Origin of the sequence: Donghicola eburneus (assembly GCF_900115865.1) — a bacterium.
Lineage (GTDB): Bacteria > Pseudomonadota > Alphaproteobacteria > Rhodobacterales > Rhodobacteraceae > Donghicola > Donghicola eburneus.
On sequence record NZ_FOXY01000009.1, the window covers coordinates 24,256 to 43,548 of the forward strand.

A 19,293-nucleotide genomic window follows, 5' to 3' on the forward strand; every position below is an offset into this window, starting at 1 on the left:
GGCCGCGTTCAGATGTGTTTGATTCCACTAAAAGCTGACCAGAAGCAGTTCCATGCAAAAGATGCTGGAGCTTGACTGTTCTGCGGGTTTGGTCGGCCATTCGAAGGCACGGCCTCCACGAACTCTTAAAAGCGATGTCAAAAACCAATGCTTCGAGCGTTGCGCCTCTAGGTTCAATGAAAGACGGCTACCTTGCACTCGCACAGTGCTTCGATAGCGCTCATGGTCTTGGGCCCGAAGTCTCCGTCAATTTTGCCCGAGTAATAGCCTTCAGCTTTTAGCGCTTGTTGGAGATAGCCCGTGAAATCTGGATGAAATAGAGTACTATTTGGCGGTCTACTATGAACGTAGTTTTGATCGTAAATTCCACTCGAGCCTGCTTTAAAATGCTCCATCGAGATTGACGCGGCTTTGAGATAATTCTCTTCCTCAAGCTCAAGAGCAACAAGACCCGCGCAGGCAAACCCTGCGAGATCAGCGTTTCGCTCTAGATTACAACCTCGTTCCATAAATTCTCTGCGTTCTGCAGGATTCTGGAATAGAACCCACTCTGCGTAAGCTGCACATCCAACAGAGTCTTCAAATTCACATGCCTTCTTGAAGAAAATTAGAGCTTTCTCTGTCTCATCTGCGTGGTTATAGCCCAGCTGTCGACATGCTTCTCCGTATTGGCTCTCACAAGCTGACTGAAGGAGAGTTTCTGCCTTCTGTTCATCGACCGGCAAACCCTCTCCGCCCCGAGCAAAGATCAATCCAAGGCTGAAGCAACTTTCTGCTGCCCCCTCTTCGCAAGCCCGTCCGTAAAACTCAGCAGCCTTGCCTAAATTGACCTCGAAGCCTCCCGCACCGTGCTCGTAGCGCCATCCGACACGATTGCAGCGAGAGTTCTCTAAATCACAGGCGCGGATAAAAAGATTTGAAGAGCGTTTTAAATCTTCTTGCCCAGTGACCTCACCGTCCTCGTACAAGTCCGCAAGATTTTCACAACTCTCCGCGTGATCGGCATCGCATCCTTTCTGCAAGAGGTCGGCCGCTTTGGCCAGATCGACAGAAAGACCACCTTCGCCGTTCCTGTAGCGCCACGCTAGGTTGCGGCAGCCGTATATGTTGCCGCCATCGCAGGCGCGCTGGTAGTAGGTCACTGCGGTCGCCTCGTCCTCTTCGCCGGCGACCTCACCTTCAGAGTACATGGCGCCGAGAGAGTTGCAGGCGACTGCCTTGCCGCCCTCACACGCTTGGCCGTAGAGGTCGGCCGCTTTGGCCAGATCGACAGAAAGACCACCTTCGCCGTTCTTGTAGCGCCCAGCTAGGTTGGTGCAGCCCCACATCTCGCCGCCATCACAGGCGCGCTCGTAGTAGGTCACTGCGGTCGCCTCGTCCTCTTCGCCGGCGACCTCACCTTCAGAGTACATGGCGCCGAGAGAGTTGCAGGCGCCTGCCTTGCCGCCCTCACACGCTTGGCCGTAGAGGTCGGCCGCTTTGACCAGATCGACAGAAAGACCACCTTTGCCGTTCTGGTAGTGCCACGCTAAGTTTTTGCAACCCGTCATGTTGCCGCCTTCGCAGGCACGATGGTAGTAGGTCACTGCGGTCGCCCTATCTTCTTCGCCGGTGACCTCACCTTCCGCGTACATCACGCCAAGCGAGTTGCAGGCGCCTGCATTGCCGCCCTGACACGCCTGGCCATAGAGGTCGGCCGCTTTGGCCAGATCGATAGAAAGACCACCTTTGCCGTTCTCGTAGCGCCACGCCAAGTTGCTACAACCCCACATGTCGCCGCCATCGCAGGCACGCTGATAATAGGTCACTGCGGAGCTCTCATCTTCTTCGCCGGTGACCTCACCTTCCGCGTGCATAATGCCAAGCGAATTGCAGGCGTTTGCATTCCCACCCTCGCACGCCTGACCATAGAGGTCAGCCGCTTTGGCCAGATCGACAGAAAGACCACCTTTGCCGTTCTTGTAGCGCCACGCCAAATTTTTGCAGCCGTACATCTCACCACCATCGCAGGCGCGCTGGTAGTAGGTCACTGCCGAGGTCTCGTCTTCTTCGCCGGAGACCTCACCTTCTGCGTACATAGTGCCGAGCGAGTCGCAGTCGTCCGCATCGCCGCCCTCACACGCCTGAGCAAAAAGCTCGGCCGCTTTGGCCAGATCGACAGAAAGACCACCTTCGCCGTTCTTGTAGCGCCACGCCAAATTGCTGCAGCCGTACATATTGCCGCCATCACAGGCGCGCTGGTAGTAGGTCACCGCTGTGGCCTCGTCCTCTGCGCCGGTGGCTTCGCCTTCCGCGTACAAAATTCCAAGTGAGTTACAGGCAATGGCGTACCCAGTGTCACACAATTCGCCTAGGAGGCTTATCCTTTTCTCGACATCTTTCTCCTGCCCAGCCTCGCCATCCACAAGCAGCTCTGCCTGATAAGTCGTTACGTACTGGGTGTTGGCGGCTTTCCCCAACTCCAGTTCCGACCAGATACGAGGGTGCTGATCATCAACCGCGTTCAGTGCCCGGGCCAAGTAAATGTGGAAGTGGGGTTCTTGCGGATACTCTTTGATTGCAGCTTCGCAGGCCTGAATCGCTGCGGGACCATCGATGTCCTCGAGAAAAAGACCTTCAATCTCTCCCGAGCGCTTAGCGAACATGGATCCAGCCAGCCGATCGCATTCCGTCAACGGGATAACCGATGCGCCGTTCTTTGCTGTCAGATCGCGTGCGGGCGGCATGCCGATCTGAACCTTGCCATCAACAACGCGGCAAACAAGGTCCAACCCATCATCCAAGCCGATTGCCTCGCACGGATCCTGAGACTTCGAAGTCTGCGCCCCCTGTGCTTCGTTTTCAGGTCGCGCGAAGACCTCCTGCAAGATTGCACTTTCCTTAACCAAGGCCGACATCAAGATGCCGATATTGACCCTGCTGCCGCTATCCCCAACGCCGCGTGCATGAAGCGTGATCAGCTTTCCATCCCGTTCCGCAAAGCCGGGTGAGCCCGAGCTTCCTGGCAATGTCTCGCAGGTATGCTGAACAAGGTTTCCTGCGGCGATAGGCCTCTGTCTGTCCGACTTACATTTCATCCGGCTCAGGCGCATCACATCCCCATTGGGATGACCGAGGATGAACATACTCTCGCCCTTGCCCGGATCACGGATCTCAACGCTAAGCTTTTCAATGTTCTTGACGGGCTTCTCCAGTTCAAAGATCGCGTAATCGAGCCCGTTCTTATCGCCGATTTCCTTTGGTGGGAATTTAACGCCGTACTTTGGGCGGTTCTCCCATTCCCCAGGATTCAGAAATTCCAGAAACAAGTTCATGCCAATTGCGGCATGGCCATTTTCATTCGCTTGAAAGCAGTGGGCGTTGGTTAATATCAGCCTTTCATTCAACAGAATGGCCGTGCAAGCATCCACATTGCCATCTTCCCGGCATATTCGCAGCATACCCACATTTTTACCAATTGCTCGATACGTAGCCGCTTCACCATACTCTCGGAGCTCTTCCATACTTCCGTACTTGGGCGCCGGCGTGTAATTCAGTAAGGACTGCGTCCCGCCTGGCATTAACTCCGAGTACTTTTGTGATCCCTCGCATTTATTTAAAGCTGCCGCAGAACTTTCAGCGTGAGAAGGCTCGGCGGATATTGTTAGAATAAATGACAGAATTACGGAGAGGAAAAACTCAATGGGGCGCTTCATCATTCAATAGTCCAACAATATCAATTCCGTATTCTCAAAAATGTATACGCGAATTCCAGTGCAAATCAATTACCCGGGCGTCGAAACGCCCGGGCCCTGCAATCAGGGACGCTGGCTGCCTTGCTTCAGCCAAGCTTCAAAGGCCGCATCTCCGACGGAATTGGACACTAGGCCGCTATCAGCATCCGCCTGAAGTTCCCGGGTGGTCCGCAAAAGCGCGTCCTTGGCATTGGACGCAGCCCGGCTCGACGCAAGAACATCGTCGATCGAGGACAGATCTTCGGCAATTCCACCGACGATCTTGTTTGCCCGCACAAGCGCACGCTTCGAAGGAATAACTTCGAGGGCCGCCAGAACCTGGGCCTCCTGCGCATTCACCTTGGCCCGTGCTTCCGACAAATGGCGCGCAACCGTTGCCGCCTCGGCCGCGCTCGCATCAAGTGTCTGCTTCTCGTTCCACACAAAACGAACCTGCGCCTCCAGCGCCGTGCGATCCGGATAGCTCACGCCAATGAACGAGTAAGGCCCGCTCATCTGCGTGTCCAGCAGCCGGCGCCCTTCTTCCGCGAAGAGAGCATTGCGCGCGGAGAGAGCTTGCGCCTGGCGCGCTGCTTCCTGCGCATTCTCCTGCTCGGCTTTGAGTTCGGAGACACCGCGCGAGATATCTCCCAGAGCTGCCTGAAGATCGTCTTCCCGACGATCCAGACAGGCAACGGGATCAGTATCGCAGTCCGGTGCCGTCAGATCCGTCAAACCTTTATTGAAGGCTTCAAAAGCTGCGCGGCTGCGCTCCGGTGCCGCAATCGCGGCCACACCGGCCAGAAGCGCAAAAGTCGCTGCCATGCTCGTGATCGTTTTCATCTCGTATCCTTTCCCGGGTTTCAAAGGGCGTCATCACCCCATGCCTTTCCTCCGGTCAGGATTTGAAAAATGGTCCGATCAGAAGGTCCAAAAATATCTTAGCTTGTGATGAAGAAAGCCGACGCTCGCTCGCATTTTTGTTTTTATTACTATTTTTCAGCATCTTAAAATTTATTTGAGAGAACATCTCAGCTTCCCTGACCGGCAATTGGATGAGCGCAGTTGAAAGGCGCTGACCACCACATCTGGAGGCTAGTTCAAATGAATAACATGAAGTCTGACCCGAAGCCTGACCCGTTCTATGGCTATCAAGGCCACCCCGTGCCCAATCGTCTCGCGGCTTTGGGCAACCCCAAAGATAAAATGACGGTCTCGATGACAACGGCATTTCGTTGGTTTCCAGAGCATGAGATCTCTGGGTTCGAGAAGTTCGACGATGCGGCAACCGCAGTTCTTTGCGGAGAGGCTGATGCGCTGTTGGTCCCCATTCTTTGCCCTTCTCTCAATAGCCTCTGGGTGAGATTTAAGCACCATGGGTCGTTCGTTGATCGCATCTCACCATTTGTCTATGGGCAGTTTGGGGAGGGCACGCCTGCAAGCATTGTCCTGCACCCCGCAGCAAACCGCTTTCTTTCCCAATGCCCTATCCAAGGCCCCTTGGAACACATCAACAACAACGCGGAAGCACCCGGTAGAGCACGCCGGATGCACAGCGCACTGAAGCGCACTATCGGCTTCGTCGCCCCTGACTTCGTCGCGCAGCACGAAGCTCCCGACCAAATCAAGTACGTCGTCCAAGGCGCTGATGAGCTGCCTTTCGTAATTCTTGTCCCTCGTAAATAAGGAAGAAATCGATGGATTTTGCAAACATCATAGAAGAGCGCGGGTTTGTACATGCCTGTTCCAACACAATCGAGCTTCGCAAGGAGCTCGAGAAAGGATGCACAACCGCCTACATCGGATACGACGCGACGGCGTCTTCGCTACATGTTGGCCATCTGGTGAACCTGATGCTTTTGCGGTGGTTCCAGAAGTGTGGCCACAGGCCTATTACCCTCATGGGAGGGGGCACTACAAAGGTAGGGGATCCTTCGTTCCGAAACGCCGAACGACCATTGCTCGATGATGCGGCGATAGCCGCCAACATTGAGAAAATCAAAACCGTTTTTAGTCGCTTTCTCGATTACGATGCGGACCTCGGCAGTGATGCCATTATGGCGAATAACGGCTTTTGGCTAGATTCCCTGAATTACCTTGGGTTCTTGCGGGACATAGGAAAGCACTTCAGCGTCAACAGGATGCTCTCTTTTGACTCAGTCAAAGATCGGCTCGACACACAGAAATCCCTATCGTTCCTTGAATTCAACTACATGATCCTGCAAGCCTACGACTTTTTGGAACTCTTCCAACAACACGGTTGTGTTTTGCAGATGGGCGGATCAGATCAATGGGGGAACATCATCAATGGGATTGATCTTGTAAGGCGCGTTCATGGTCAGGAGGTCTTTGCGGTTACCACCCCTTTGCTGACCGATGCTGCTGGTAACAAGATTGGCAAAAGTAATGGAAAGGCCATTTCGCTTAATCCCGCCCAAACGTCTTCTTTCGAATTCTGGCAGTACTGGCGAAATACACCCGACGACAAGGTTCTTCAGTTCCTGAAGCTCTTCACAGAACTGCCTATCCGCGACTGTGAAGCGCTTACACGCAAAGACGGCGAATACTTGAATGCCGCGAAAGAGACCCTTGCAAACGAAGTTACCGCAATTTGTCATGGCCATACTGCCGTAAGACACGTTCATGATCTTCGCATGGACGGCGTCAGCGCAGACAATCTGAATGTAGGAGCCACTCAGACCATTCGCTTGGGAGATGGTCTGAGCATTCTGCAGCTTGCATCAGAGTTGCGCCCGGAAGCTTCGGGAAAGGTCCTCCGCCGACTAATAACAGGCGGCGGTTTCCGGATCGACGGTAAAATCTTTGATGAGCCTGCGGCAGAGCCACGCTTGGAAATTGGCCAGAAGATACTCGTATCGATCGGCGAACAGTCGCGCTGGAGCGTCGAGATCGTGTAAAGAAGCGATTGTTTGACTTACATACAGATAAGGGCTCGGCACTATCGCCGAGCCCAATCCTTACCGAAATGCATCGGCTTCACATAGCCTAACGCCTAACACGCAGAGCACGGGTCCAAACACTCATCATTTGAGGGCAGGTGGATTGCACTGACAAAGTTCCTGTATGGCGGACTTGGTCTTGGGTCCGAAATCGCCGTCTATTTTTCCGGAATAATAGCCCTGATCACGTAGTTTGCGCTGCAATGCGCGTAGCACTTCTCCGCGCAAATTTGCTGGCCGCAGAAACCCGAGCTCTCCAAAGGTCGAATCTAAAGGCGATTTTTCCAATTCTTTGTACAGAATATTTGCTGCCTCCTCCCATTTCATCTCACCTCGTAAGAAATAAAATAAGTTTCCACAAGGGAACCCCAATCTGCATGCTTCTCTATGAAATAACTCGGCTTGCTTCAAATCAGGCGAAACACTGGCACTCCATTCGCCCTCCCAAATCATGCCAAGAAAGTTACATGCTGATCCGATTTCAGAGTCGCACGCGCGTTCATATAGCGAAATGGCCTTGTCGACGTCGACCTGCTTTCCTTCGGTGCCATGCAGGTAAGACCAGCCCAAATCATGGCAGCCCCACATATAACCCTCGTCGCATGCTCTCTCATAGTACGCAACACCAGTTACAACATCTTTTTTGCCAGTGACCTCACCACTGCCGTACATATGAGCGAGCCTGTAGCATGACCACCCAACATTCCCCTCACACGCCTGACCATAGAGTTTAGCCGCCTTAGCCAGATCGACTTCGAGGCCCCCTTCGCCATGCCCATAGGACCACGCTAAGTTTCCGCACCCCCACATGTCACCGCCATCGCAGGCGCGCTGGCGGTAGCTCACTGCGGTCGCCTCATCCTCCTCCCCGGAGACTTCACCTTTCGCATACATAGTGCCGAGAGAGTTGCAGGCGCCTGCATTGCCGCCCTCACACGCCTGACCATAGAGGTCGGCCGCTTTGACCAGATCGACAGAAAGACCACCTTCGCCGTTCTTGTAGCTCCACGCTAAGTTTTTGCAGCCGTGCATCTCGCCGCCATCGCAGGCACGCTGGTAGTAGGTCACTGCGGAGGCCTCGTCCTCTTCGCCGGTGACCTCACCTTCAGAGTACATGACGCCGAGATCATTGCAGGCGAGTGCATTGCCGCCCTCACACGCCTGATCATAGAGGTCGGCCGCTTTGGCCAGATCGACAGACAGGCCACCTTCGCCGTTTTTGTAGTGCCAGGCCAAGTTGCTGCAGCCCCACATCTCACCGCCATCGCAGGCACGCTGGTAGTAGGTCACTGCGGAGGCCTCGTCCTCTTCGCCGGTGACCTCACCTTCAGAGTACATGACGCCGAGATCATTGCAGGCGAGTGCATTCCCACCCTCACACGCCTGACCATAGAGGTCGGCCGCTTTGGCCAGATCGACAGAAAGACCCCCTTTGCCGTTCTTGTAATTCAACGCTAAGTTTCTGCATCCCCACATCTCGCCGCCATCACAGGCGCGCTGGTAGTAGGTCACTGCCGTCGTCTGCTCCGCTTCGCCTGTGACTTCAGCGCGCTCGTACATCACGCCAAGCCAATTGCAGGCGCCTGCATTGCCGCCCTCACACGCCTGACCGTAGAGGTCGGCCACTTTGGCCAGATCGACAGAAAGACCCCCTTTGCCGTTCTTGTAATTCAACGCTAAGTTTCTGCATCCCCACATCTCGCCGCCATCACAGGCGCGCTGGTAGTAGGTCACTGCCGTCGTCTGCTCCGCTTCGCCTGTGACCTCAGCGCGCTCGTACATCACGCCAAGCCAATTGCAGGCGCCTGCATTGCCGCCCTCACACGCCTGACCGTAGAGGTCGGCCACTTTGGCCAGATCGACAGAAAGACCACCTTCGCCGTTCTCGTAGCGCCACGCTAAGTTCCTGCAGCCGTGCATCTCGCCGCCATCACAGGCGCGCTGGAAATAGGTCACGGCCGAGGCCTCATCCTCTTCGCCGGAGACCTCACCGTCCGCGTACATAAAACCGAGTGAGTTGCAGGCATATGCATTGCCGCCCTCACACGCCTGATCATAGAGGTCGGCCGCTTTGGCCAGATCGACAGAAAGACCACCTTCGCCGTTCTTGTAGCGCCACGCCAAATTGCTGCAGCCGTACATATTGCCCCCATCGCAGGCGCGCTGGAAATATGTCACCGCCAAGGCCTCGTCCTCTTCGCCGGTGACTTCAGCTTCAGAGTACATCACACCGAGCGAGTTGCAGGCGTCCGCATTGCCGCCCTCACACGCCTGACCAAACAGGTCGGCCGCTTTGGCCAGATCGACAGAAAGACCACCTTCGCCGTTCTTGTAGCGCCACGCTAAGCTCCTGCAGGCGTTAGCGTACCCAGTGTCACATAATTCGCCGTAGAGGCTTATGCCTTTCGCGAGATTTTTCTCCTGTCCGGCCTCGCCGTCCACAAGCAGCCCTGCCTGATAATTCGTTACGTACTGGGTGTTGGCGGCTTTCCCCAACTCCAGTTCCGACCAGATACGAGGGTCTTGATCATCAACCGCGTTTAGCGCCCTAGCCAAATAAATGTGGAAGTGGGGTTCTTGCGGATACTCTTTGATTGCAGCTTCGCAGGCCTGAATGGCTGCGGGACCATCGATGTCCTCGAAAAAAAGACCTTCAACCTCTCCCGAGCGTTTAGCGACCATGGATCCAGCCAATCGATCGCATTCTGTTAACGGGATAACGGACGCGCCGTTATTTGCTGTCAGATCGCGTGCGGGCGGCATGCCGATCTGAACCTTGCCGTCAACAACGCGACAAACAAGGTCAAGCCCATCATCCAAGCCGATTGCCTCGCACGGATCCTGAGACTTCAAAGCCTGCGCCCCCTGTGCAGCGTTTTCAGGGCGCGCGAAGACCTCCTGCAGGATCGCACTTTCCTTGACCAAGGCCGACATCGAGATGCCGATATTGAACATGCTGCCACCTTCGTCAAAGCCGCGCGCATGAAGCGTGATCAGCATTCCATCCCGCTCCGCAAAGCCGGGCGATCCCGAGCTTCCTGGCAATGTCTCGCAGGTATGTTGAACAAAAATGCCCGCGATAGGATTCTGTCTGTCCGACTTACATTTCATCCGGCTCAGTCGCATCACATCCCCATTGGGATGACCGAGGATGAACATACTCTCGCCCTTGCCTGGGTCACGGATCTCAACATTAAGCTTTCCGATGTTCTTGACAGGCTTCTCCAGTTCAAAAATCGCGTAATCCAGACCGTTCTTATCGCCAATTTCCTTTGGTGGAAATTTAACACCGTACTTCGGCCGGCTTTTCCATTCTCCAAGATTAAGAAAATCTAGGGTCAGGATGCATTGATTTCGGTCGCGCCGCATGATTCACGGCTCGGAAAACGGAGCGGTGACATGAGCGATCTCTTCTGGCTGACGGACGCGCAGATGGCCCGTCTGGCGCCTTTCTTCCCCAAATCCCATGGTAAGCCTCCGGTCGATGACAGACGCGTACTGAGTGGGATTATCTTCATCAATCGCAATGGCTTGCGGTGGCGCGATGCGCCTGCCGCCTATGGCCCTCACAAAACACTCTACAGCCGCTGGAAGCGTTGGAGCGAAAAGGGCATCTTCGCGCGGATGATGGCCGGGCTAGCGGCAGAACACGGTGAGAAGGCGACGGTGATGATCGATGCTACATACCTGAAGGCCCACCGAACGGCGACCAGCATGGCCGCCAAAAAGGGGGGCGTGGCCGCTTGATCGGTCGCACCAAAGGCGGCATGAACACCAAACTGCACGCCATTTGCGACAGCCAGGGGCGGCCCATCGACCTGTTCGTCACTGCCGGGCAGGTGAGCGACTATATCGGCGCCCGGGCGCTGCTCAGTAGCCTACCAAACGTCAAATGGCTACTCGGGGATCGTGGATATGACGCTGACTGGTTCAGAGAAGCTTTGCAGAACAAGGGGATACGGGCCTGCATCCCCGGTCGGAAGCAACGCAAGACGCCGGTCAAATACGACACGCGCCGTTACAAACGGCGAAACCGCATCGAGATCATGTTCGGCAGACTGAAGGATTGGAGGCGAGTCGCCACCCGCTATGATCGATGCCCCAAGGTGTTCCTATCAGCCATCGCCCTCGCTGCGGTCGTCATATTTTGGTTATGAATCCTGACCCTTCTGTATCTCGGATCTGGTAGCGTGGTCCCGTCACGTGTCCCGGCCAGGACCCGTGACGGGGTGGTGCGCGACGTCTGACCCTCGTGGCATGACCACGCTTCCTAGCCTGTCGGCACCACCTCTCCTTCATTATCTCGAACAGTTGCCAGCGGCCCGCTTGGGACCGCGTATCAGAAGGAGGAGAGCATGGAGAAGGTAACACACGGTCGGATCATGGGAATAGATGTGAGCCGAGATTGGCTAGACATTCATTGTCTCCCGGACGGTCAGCGCCATCGTATCCCCAATACCGATGATGGCCATGTCGCGGTGTCCGATCTCGCTCACGACCAGAGAGCCGTCGTCTGTTTCGAAGCGACGGGCGGGCAGGAATGGCGGCTCTGGTTCCATCTGGAGGATGCAGGCGTCGAAACCCGTCAAGTGCCGCCAGCCCAAGTCAAGGCCTTCGCGCGCAGCCTTGGAACCCGCGCCAAGACCGACAGGATCGATGCCGAACTTATAGCGCGCTTCCTGGTCTTCAGACCTGAGGCGGGACGAACACTTCCCGCGGAACATCTACGTCTTCTCAGGGCCTTGACCACCAGGCGGGCACAGGCGGTCGAAATGCGAAAGCGGCTCTTGGCGCAGATTCGGGCGCATCAGAAATCGGGAACTGCAGAGCTGTTCGAGGATATCGATGTGGAGCTGAAAGAGCGGTTGGATGTCGCGATCGCCGAGCTGGAAAGCCGAATTTCAGAGCTTCTCGGTCGCGACAGGCATCTTGCGGACACCGCCCGGATCCTTCGTTCCGTTCCCGGAATTGGGCCGGTCGCCAGTTCGACGCTGATCGCCGAACTTCCCGAACTCGGCGCGATCACTGGCGAACAAGCTGCAGCGCTGACCGGTCTGGCGCCTGTGGCGCAGGACAGCGGAACGCTGCGCGGCAGGCGCGCGATCGCCGGTGGCAGGCGTGCCCTGAGGCATGTTCTATTCCAGGCGGCACTGGTTGCCTCACATCACAACCCTATGCTCAAAGTCTTCGCGGATCGGCTCCGAAAAGCCGGCAAGCCGCACAAGGTCATCGTCACGGCCGTCGCCCGCAAGCTCGTCATCATCGCCAATGCTCTCTGTAAAAAACGGCGGAAATGGGAGCCCCGCCATCCCTGAAGGATACAGTTGCTAGTATTGCGTTCGTAGGGACAGGCTGACGCGTCTGGATTGATGGAATCAAATTGCAGTCTATTTTGCATACAATAATTTGGCGCCGATTTCGCAAAGACTCGGCCGGTCTGCACATTTTCCCAGCAAAAGCGGTCAATTTACATACATTGAAATTCCAACTTCCGAATGCATAAGCACAAATTCGGCCACTCTGTAGATCCATACAATTTCCGCTTCATTGCCGAATCAATTTGATCTACAGAGAGGCACGTTCCAACCGAAGGGCCATCTGATGCACTGGACTCCGAACACCTTGGAAAGCGGTAAGCCCCGCTACCTCGCTATCGCCGACGCCATCGCGCAGGATATCAAAGAGGGCCGCCTCAAGGACGGGATGCGCTTGCCGCCACAACGCAAACTCGCCGATGCGCTGGGGATCGACTTTACCACTGTGTCGCGCGCTTATGCCGAGGCGCAGGCCCGCGGCCATGTGGAAAGCCACGTGGGGCGGGGCACGTTTGTCCGCGGCAGTGTAGTGTCGAACCGGCCCGATCCGGCGCGGTCGAGCGATGCGGATCTGTCGATGAACATGGCGCCCGAACCCACGGACCCCGAATTGCTACGCAAGATGGAGGCGGGTCTGGGATATGTCTCGGCCAACCTGATTGACCTGCTGCGCTACCAGTCGCCCGTGGGGGCAGAAAGGGACAAGGTCGCGGCCTCGAGCTGGCTGTCGATGCGCGGCATGGTTCCGTCATTGGAACGCGTCGCCGTGACGCCCGGCGCTCATGCAACGATGGCGGCGATCTTCTCGATCATCACCAAACCTGGCGATGTCGTCTTGTGCGAAGCGGTCACTTACCCCGGTGTCCGCAACGTCGCAGGCCGGTTCGGAGTGCGGTTGGTCGGGATCGAAATGGATGCGGATGGAGTGATCCCCGAAGCGCTGACTGCGACCATTGCAGAGCATAAGCCCAAGGCGCTTTACCTGAATCCGACGTTGCAAAACCCGACCACGTTGACCACTCCCGCACAGCGGCGCGAGGCCATTGCGGTCGTCATGCTGAAGCATAACCTCTTCCTGATCGAGGACGACGCCTACGGCTTCATCCCGTCCAAGGCGCCTGCGCCGATTGCATTGTCCGCACCGGAATTGACGTGGCATATTGGTGGGTTGGCCAAATGTATTGGGGCAGGTCTCCGGTTGGCGTACACGATCGCGCCGACGGCACGTTGCGCAATGCATCTGTCTCAAGCCATTCGGGCGCTTTCGGTCATGCCGTCGCCTTTGTCGATGGCGCTGACAACGCAGTGGATCGAGGATGGCACAGCGGATAGCATCCGCCGCTTCATCCGTTCCGAAAGCGCAGCACGGCAGGCGATCGCCGCCGAGGTTCTGAGTGGGTTCGAATATCTCTCTGCCGAGAACGCCTTCAATCTGTGGCTTACGCTGCCCGAGGGAGCTTCACGCGCCGATGTGGTTGCGCGTATGGCGCGTCGGCAGATCGGCCTTATGCCGTCTGACGCGTTCACGGTCCTTGGTGCGCCTACAGAGAAAATTCGCGTTGGGCTTGGTGGCTCGATCACCAGAGATGGGCTAAAAGAGGCGCTTCACGGCCTCTCCAACGCTTTGGTTCCAAATACATTTATGGGTTAATCGGTTGATTTCGCCTCTCCAAATCCGTGCATACCCTTTGCCCACTGAATCGCAACAAATCCGCCTTTTACGGGAGGAAGCATCGCCAAAGAAAGCGCAATAGCACCCACGCTAATGATCAAAGCAAGCACTAAGGGAGCATCCACAAACGGTTTGTACATCAGGTGCATCGCCACACCGGCAATGTGGCAAACGAGCAATATCACCACATATGCGGGTCCGTCATCCGCGCGCTGCGGTGTTAAGTCCAGCGCGCACGACTCGCAGCTAGCCTTTACCTTCAGGTAGCCTCGAAACAATTTGCCATTCCCACATTTCGGGCAGCGCAAACGAAAGCCGTTCATGAGCGCTGTTCTGGAATCTCTACTTTCACACACGGAGTGTCTCCCTTGACTATGGCACGCAAGCGGCACGAGCGAGTGTCACTCGCACGCGACTTCTCAACACCATTACCTCGGCGTCAAAACCCAATCAATGCGACACATTAGTGCAATCAATCGTGCATACATTTTAATCCACTATTCGTCACCCAATGGACCTTGCTGCACATATCAGTGAAAGAAATTCCCCTCCGGAATCCTGATGGCTAGAGCGTCTCGGCTTGAACCTGACTGGTTTAGCTTCCCCTTGGCGATCAGATGTGAGTCATCTCGTTTGGAAGGATGGATCAGGTCAGCGCCCTTTCTTTTATCCCTTCGGTCGCGGCTTCAGAAATACATTGAAGAAGAGTTAAGCGGGGCGCGGCAGGCGCGGACCAAAGGCCATGCGAAACCTACCTGCCAAGGACCGCGCGGGAGGGGAAAGCTCGCTCCGCATCAGGCCCTTGCCATGCGCACGCCTGCCGAGGCATTCAGATTAACGGCTTAAACTGAGCAGAAAATGCTGGGTCAATACAGACTTGAGGACCTGATGAAGCTGCACCGCAGCACTTTGGAAACGAAGTAAATGGAGATTGCGCCGCTTCCGCCTTGCAATCCATTGGGGCGTGATCTTGCTGCCTCATGAATGGTGCTGTCTCAAGATGACAAGAAACGGGTTTCTTCATCTCTCGTGGCAGCATCGCTGAAGTCGTCTTCGTCGGGAATGCGTCCGAAGGCGATCTTTGCACCAACATAGCCACCCTCAATTTCTGTCTGGGTGCCGAGCGATAGAGCCTTGGCTCCGTGCATGTGCCGGATGGTGTCCATCGGCATTGCCAAGTTGTTTAAGGCCGCCGCAGCCGGTAGAGGTCTGGGATGTTGATCCCATCTTCTATGCTTCGCCTGAAGGGCTATCGTTTTCCGCGTGACGTCGTGGCCTATGCGGTTTGGGCTTACCACCGCTTTGCCCTTAGCACCGCGGATGTGGAAGATCTTTTGGCGGAGCGCGGCGTGATCGTCAGCCGCGAAATCATACGCCTTTGGGTCAACCGGTTTGGTTCGCATTTTGCCGCTTGTATTCGCCGCGATCGTCCGCGCCCGAACGACAAGTGGCACATGGATGAGGTTGTGATCCCGATCAATGGCGTGAAGCACTGGCTTTGGCGCGCGGTCGACGCCAATGGTGACACGCTCGACATTCTGGTTCAGACACGCCGCAACGCGAAGGCCGCCAAGCGCTTTCTGGCAAGGCTGATTGCTCAATTCGGCCAGCCAAGGGTTGTCATCACCGACAAGCTACGCAGCTACATCAAACCGATCGCACGCCAGGCACCGGGTGCCGATCATCGGGCACACAAGCGTCTCAACAACATGATTGAGGGCAGCCACAGACCGACCCGGCGGCGGGAGAAAATCATGGGGCGGTTCAAGTCACCCAGGCAGGCACAGCGGTTCCTCGCTGCCCATGACCAGATCAACGTCCTCTTCAAACCACGCCGTTATCGCCTCACCGCCAACTCCTATCGTCATGCAAGGGCTGATGCTTTCAGCCTCTGGACCGACTATGCCTGCGAGATGACCGCCTGACGGGCTGGGGTCAGGCTGCATTCGGCCAGATGAAAACAACTTGGCAATGCCCTTGCGGCCTCTGGCCACACTGTGGTCGCGACGATGCGCGCCACGGAAACCAAGAACCTTGAACACGCAAGATCCCTGCGCGATGCGGGCCTGTATGTGGTTGACCTAGACGTGACTGATACCAGATCGGTCGAGGCCGCAGTCTCCCATGTGATCGAAAACATCGGAAACATTGACGTTGTGGTGAATAATGCGGGTGTAGCATCGGCGGGTGTATCCGAAGCTTTTTCTGACGCGCAAATGGCCAAACTCTTTGATGTCAACGTGCTAGGACTGCAGCGCGTCACACGTGCGGTTTTGCCGTCCATGCGCGCTCAGGGCTCTGGGCTGATTGTGAACATCGGCTCCATTTTGGGTCGCGTGACCTTTCCGTTTTTTGGGATTTACGGGGCCAGCAAATTCGCAGTCGAAGCACTGAGCGAGAGCTATCGCTACGAGTTATCGCAACTTGGCATTGATGTGACTCTTGTTCAGCCTAGCGCCTATCCGACGCAGATGTACGCCAGCGCCGATCAGCCGACGGATTTGGCGCGCGTGGAGTCCTATGGCGCGGTCGGCCAGATCCCTGCCGCGATGTTTGAGCAATTTATGTCGATGCTCTCGGGCGACGATGCCCCAAATCCGCAGGATATCGCAGATGCTGTCGCCAGCCTTGTCGACCAACCTACAGGTCAAAGGGCCGCGCGTTTAGTGGTCGGCAACGGCTTTGGCGCGGATCAGATCAATGCCACAACCGAGCCGGTGCAGGCGCAAACGCTCGAGGCGCTTGGGCTATCTCACTTGGCCTTGGTCAAAGCCGCCTAAGGCGCCGGGTCGGGGCCTCTGCCCCGACCTGTGTCCACGCATCGCGAATGCAGTTTGAACCTAAGCATTGAAGGTGGGTGGTATTGCGGAGCGGTCTGCAACCGTCTGCGCAGACCTTTCCGTGGCGCGACGTCAGCGGCCCCCAAAGCGTATAATTTTCACTCTATAGACGTCGTTACAGTTGGACATGACGGGCTTGCATCAACATCACACGGGTGGCCCGTTAAAGACGCGCAAGAAGCTCAGTCTTTTTGGTAGAGAACTCTTCGTCCGTTAGAACACCCATCTCTTTCAACTGCCCTAGTTTTTCTAGCGCAGAGAAGATGGCCTCAACGTCCTGCAGAGAGCCATGTACCGTTTGCGCCGAACTTGGCGCGGATTGGACAGGCTCTGCCTCCGCTCGCATGGAAGGTTCAGCCAAAGCCTGCTCCGAAGTCGGCTGATCAGACTCCGACGAATGTGCCTCAACTGAGACCGGATTTACCACGGGCAGGTCCGCCAAACGCACCGCCCCGTACTGGCTCGTGAAAGTCCAACTCGCATCACCCGATTGCTGCTGGCCCACACCGCCGATGCTGTGGTCAAGCGTGTCATAGACAGTGATCCGACCCTCTAAATTTGTCGCCAATCGGCGGCACGTAGGGAAGATCGCATAGCTTAGACCATTCTGACTCCCCGAAGAGGAGGGTTGCCCCAACTCGGCAGGCCACCAATTCCCGCCGGACCATGTCAGAGAGACCCCGTTGCCTTGGGCCTGCCAGCTGCCAGTGTGTTGCGGACGTTCATATAGCGGCGATTGGGCGTGCGCACTCGAAATCTCGCCACAGAGGTTGGACACAGTCGCTTGCAGGCCGGTGTTGAACATATCGCCTACCATGGTCATGCCGCCCAACGACCATTGCCCCATGCCACCCAATTCAGGGATCGAAAATTGAGCCTGTGTCCCTCCGCCGCGGACAACTGCGTCGATCATCGCACGCACTGCTTGCTCCGAGAGGCCGTACCGATGGCTCAGATCGGTGAGAAGTGTCGTGCCGGCTGGTGTCAGTTGATCCATAAAACCTCGCCGATCACGCGGCGCCCCCAATAAAATATGGACCCGAGTAACATGCGACGTGTCCCGCGAACACCCCGCGCACACGTTATGTGAACATGCCGCCTCGGCGTAATCGCCCAAAGGCTGCAAGGGGAGGAAAGTGCTCCGATCAATCCAAAAAATTTCGATTATCAAAATGCGATCAGCGCCAGACAGTCCGCACGCAATCCGCTGACTATTTGATCGAGAAATTCAGGCTTCCAGCCGTTGCTGTAGCGGCACTCTCATCGCGTTCGCCAGTAGAGATCATCTCGCAATTTGCAAATAATTTTTGATCGTCTCGCAGCATGCCACGGCAACCCCTGCGAGAAATGCACAAAATTAATATACCTAAGCGAAAATAATCATTAGGATGGCTGACGTAACGAGTTTCGGGAAGTCAAATCATGCTCCAGCCAGTGCCATTGCGCCTTAGCCAGAGAAATCGGGCCAGCGAAGCTCAGATGCTTCGTACTCTCAACACTTTTGCGGTTGATCTGATGTCGATCCCCTCTGTGGATGACCTGTTTTGGTATGTCGCGCAGAATGTGGTGGGTAAGTTGGGGTTCGTCGACTGCGTGATCTATCAATCGAACGAGATGCAAACAGAGTTGACGCAAGTCGCGGCATGGGGGGAGAAGAATCCCTATGGCCGGAACATCATCAATCCACTGATTATCCCTTTTGGCCGTGGCATCACAGGGCAGGTAGCGCAAAGCCGCCAGCCTATTATCGTCGATGATCTGTTGAGCGATGTGGACTACATCGCAGACACCGAACCGGCACGATCCGAAATTTGCGTCCCATTGATTAGTGCAGGCCGCATCGCGGGCGTGATCGACAGCGAGCATCCCGATGTCGCCGCCTTTGACGAGCGCGAACTGGAAATCCTGAGCACCGTGGCCGCGATGACGAGCGCCAAGTTAGATTTGCTGGCCGAAACCGAGCGCTCGCAGCGGCGCTACGAAGATCTGGTGATCACTCACACTCAGCTAACCCGCGAGACGAAGAACAGGAAGTCTCTGGAAGCCAAGCTGTTCGAGTCGCGTAAGCAAGAGGCAATTGGACGACTGGCAGGCCGGTTCGCTCACGAATTCAACAACTTACTCACCGTGATTTCTGGGAACATCGAACTGCTCCAGTTGGATGCGCCAGAGGTGGGCGGGCACAACACCCTACACGATGCACGGATGGCGTCGGCGCGGGGCGAACAGTTGATTCGAGACATGCTCGCCTTTGCCCAGAAAACGCGGCTTGTGCCCGAAACCGCAGACCTGAACGCATTAGTCTCGGCGTTCTGTTTCGAATGCGAGGACTCATTGGGGCGTCAGGTCGATCAAAATTTGGCGGCTGGCCTGTGGCCCGTATCCGTGGATCGATCAGCACTCGAGAACATGCTCCTCGCCCTTATTTTAAACGGGATCGAGGCGATGCCAGACGATGGTATCTTCGAAATCAAAACAGAGAACATTTTTCATACTCTGACAGACGGGCGGAATAGCCCAACCGATTTGACGCCGGGACGCTACGTGCGCCTTAGCGTTACAGATCAAGGGGTCGGAATTTCTCCCGACCTGTTAACTCAAATTTTTGATCCATTTTTTACAACCAAAACAGTTGGAGAAGGCACCGGTCTCGGTCTTTCGATGGTTTTAGGGGTCATGCGTCAGTCCGGCGGCACCGTCGCAGTACGCAGTGAGGTCGGCCAAGGCACGACCTTTGACCTCTACTTTCCAGCAGCCAGCGGTGTGAATGAATTTGTTACCTAGTATATTACA

The 19,293-nt window shown here is 55.9% G+C and carries 13 protein-coding genes and 1 pseudogene; 8 read left to right on the forward strand and 6 right to left on the reverse strand.

Annotated features, from left to right (window positions below; genetic code table 11):
* Window positions 1-173: 173 nt before the first annotated feature.
* Together BM225_RS15395 and BM225_RS15400 are read right to left on the reverse strand one after the other, a co-directional pair.
* Entirely contained in the window at window positions 174-3,698 is a 3,525-nt protein-coding gene (locus BM225_RS15395; RefSeq protein ID WP_092464851.1) for a trypsin-like peptidase domain-containing protein, read from the reverse strand.
* A 99-nt stretch (window positions 3,699-3,797) separates the two neighbouring features.
* On the reverse strand, window positions 3,798-4,556 hold the full coding sequence (locus BM225_RS15400) for a hypothetical protein (RefSeq protein ID WP_092464852.1): 759 nt from the start codon (window positions 4,554-4,556) through the stop codon (window positions 3,798-3,800).
* A gap of 222 nt (window positions 4,557-4,778) precedes the next feature.
* On the opposite strand from BM225_RS15400, the gene BM225_RS15405 reads away from it, so the two are divergent.
* Window positions 4,779-5,399, forward strand: coding sequence for a hypothetical protein (locus BM225_RS15405; RefSeq protein ID WP_143095401.1), 621 nt, complete (start codon window positions 4,779-4,781; stop codon window positions 5,397-5,399).
* Between the two features lie 11 nt (window positions 5,400-5,410).
* Window positions 5,411-6,631 (forward strand): tyrosine--tRNA ligase, encoded by a 1,221-nt coding sequence (gene tyrS / locus BM225_RS15410; protein WP_092464854.1) that lies wholly within the window; start codon window positions 5,411-5,413, stop codon window positions 6,629-6,631.
* A gap of 126 nt (window positions 6,632-6,757) precedes the next feature.
* Here tyrS and BM225_RS15415 read toward each other — a convergent pair whose 3' ends face one another.
* Window positions 6,758-10,042: a peptidoglycan-binding protein gene (locus BM225_RS15415; protein WP_092464855.1), complete on the reverse strand. Its 3,285-nt coding sequence runs from the start codon at window positions 10,040-10,042 to the stop codon at window positions 6,758-6,760.
* Between the two features lie 30 nt (window positions 10,043-10,072).
* Between BM225_RS15415 and BM225_RS15420 the strand changes: the two genes are divergently transcribed.
* The 3 genes from BM225_RS15420 to BM225_RS15430 all read left to right on the forward strand — a co-directional run bounded on the left by BM225_RS15420 (window position 10,073) and on the right by BM225_RS15430 (window position 13,639).
* Window positions 10,073-10,830 (forward strand): IS5 family transposase gene (locus BM225_RS15420; RefSeq protein ID WP_092464856.1). Its coding sequence is split into 2 segments (ribosomal slippage): window positions 10,073-10,397 and window positions 10,397-10,830, totalling 759 coding nucleotides; the frame shifts between segments, so codons are not numbered across the junction.
* A 198-nt stretch (window positions 10,831-11,028) separates the two neighbouring features.
* Window positions 11,029-11,988 carry an IS110 family RNA-guided transposase gene (locus BM225_RS15425; protein ID WP_218157061.1) on the forward strand — a complete coding sequence of 320 codons (960 nt, stop codon included), beginning with the start codon at window positions 11,029-11,031 and terminating at the stop codon, window positions 11,986-11,988.
* Between the two features lie 286 nt (window positions 11,989-12,274).
* Window positions 12,275-13,639, forward strand: a complete 1,365-nt coding sequence (locus tag BM225_RS15430; protein WP_420809861.1) for an aminotransferase-like domain-containing protein — start codon at window positions 12,275-12,277, stop codon at window positions 13,637-13,639.
* Here BM225_RS15430 and BM225_RS15435 read toward each other — a convergent pair.
* Both BM225_RS15435 and BM225_RS15440 read right to left on the reverse strand, forming a co-directional pair.
* The gene (locus BM225_RS15435; RefSeq protein WP_177218637.1) at window positions 13,636-13,983 is read right to left on the reverse strand and encodes a DUF983 domain-containing protein; all 348 of its coding nucleotides are present in this window, start codon (window positions 13,981-13,983) and stop codon (window positions 13,636-13,638) included. The two genes, BM225_RS15430 and BM225_RS15435, sit on opposite strands and share 4 nt — an antisense overlap.
* Window positions 13,984-14,655: 672 nt before the next feature.
* The gene (locus BM225_RS15440; RefSeq protein WP_177218638.1) at window positions 14,656-14,826 is read right to left on the reverse strand and encodes a hypothetical protein; all 171 of its coding nucleotides are present in this window, start codon (window positions 14,824-14,826) and stop codon (window positions 14,656-14,658) included.
* Window positions 14,827-14,874: 48 nt separating this feature from the next.
* On the opposite strand from BM225_RS15440, the gene BM225_RS15445 reads away from it, so the two are divergent.
* Window positions 14,875-15,585: an IS6 family transposase gene (locus BM225_RS15445; protein ID WP_092464858.1), complete on the forward strand. Its 711-nt coding sequence runs from the start codon at window positions 14,875-14,877 to the stop codon at window positions 15,583-15,585.
* Window positions 15,586-15,639: 54 nt separating this feature from the next.
* Window positions 15,640-16,440, forward strand: a pseudogene (locus BM225_RS15450) (SDR family oxidoreductase); the annotation flags it as partial.
* A 223-nt stretch (window positions 16,441-16,663) separates the two neighbouring features.
* Here BM225_RS15450 and BM225_RS15455 read toward each other — a convergent pair.
* Entirely contained in the window at window positions 16,664-17,497 is an 834-nt protein-coding gene (locus tag BM225_RS15455) for an SHOCT domain-containing protein (RefSeq protein WP_092464859.1), read from the reverse strand.
* Between the two features lie 482 nt (window positions 17,498-17,979).
* Here BM225_RS15455 and BM225_RS15460 point away from each other — a divergent pair, with 482 nt between their 5' ends.
* The gene (locus BM225_RS15460; RefSeq protein ID WP_177218639.1) at window positions 17,980-19,284 is read left to right on the forward strand and encodes a sensor histidine kinase; all 1,305 of its coding nucleotides are present in this window, start codon (window positions 17,980-17,982) and stop codon (window positions 19,282-19,284) included.
* Window positions 19,285-19,293 lie beyond the last annotated feature (9 nt).

Excerpts from the sequence above, each read along its gene's own strand:
- BM225_RS15460 (WP_177218639.1), top strand. The coding sequence starts at position 17,980 with ATGCTTCGTACTCTCAACACTTTTGCGGTTGATCTGATGTCGATCCCC.
- BM225_RS15440 (WP_177218638.1), bottom strand. The coding sequence starts at position 14,826 with ATGGACACCATCCGGCACATGCACGGAGCCAAGGCTCTATCGCTCGGC.
- tyrS (WP_092464854.1), top strand. The coding sequence starts at position 5,411 with ATGGATTTTGCAAACATCATAGAAGAGCGCGGGTTTGTACATGCCTGT.
- BM225_RS15395 (WP_092464851.1), bottom strand. The coding sequence starts at position 3,698 with ATGATGAAGCGCCCCATTGAGTTTTTCCTCTCCGTAATTCTGTCATTT.
- BM225_RS15415 (WP_092464855.1), bottom strand. The coding sequence starts at position 10,042 with ATGCGGCGCGACCGAAATCAATGCATCCTGACCCTAGATTTTCTTAAT.
- BM225_RS15425 (WP_218157061.1), top strand. The coding sequence starts at position 11,029 with ATGGAGAAGGTAACACACGGTCGGATCATGGGAATAGATGTGAGCCGA.
- BM225_RS15455 (WP_092464859.1), bottom strand. The coding sequence starts at position 17,497 with ATGGATCAACTGACACCAGCCGGCACGACACTTCTCACCGATCTGAGC.
- BM225_RS15430 (WP_420809861.1), top strand. The coding sequence starts at position 12,275 with ATGCACTGGACTCCGAACACCTTGGAAAGCGGTAAGCCCCGCTACCTC.
- BM225_RS15445 (WP_092464858.1), top strand. The coding sequence starts at position 14,875 with ATGTTGATCCCATCTTCTATGCTTCGCCTGAAGGGCTATCGTTTTCCG.
- BM225_RS15400 (WP_092464852.1), bottom strand. The coding sequence starts at position 4,556 with ATGAAAACGATCACGAGCATGGCAGCGACTTTTGCGCTTCTGGCCGGT.
- BM225_RS15435 (WP_177218637.1), bottom strand. The coding sequence starts at position 13,983 with ATGAACGGCTTTCGTTTGCGCTGCCCGAAATGTGGGAATGGCAAATTG.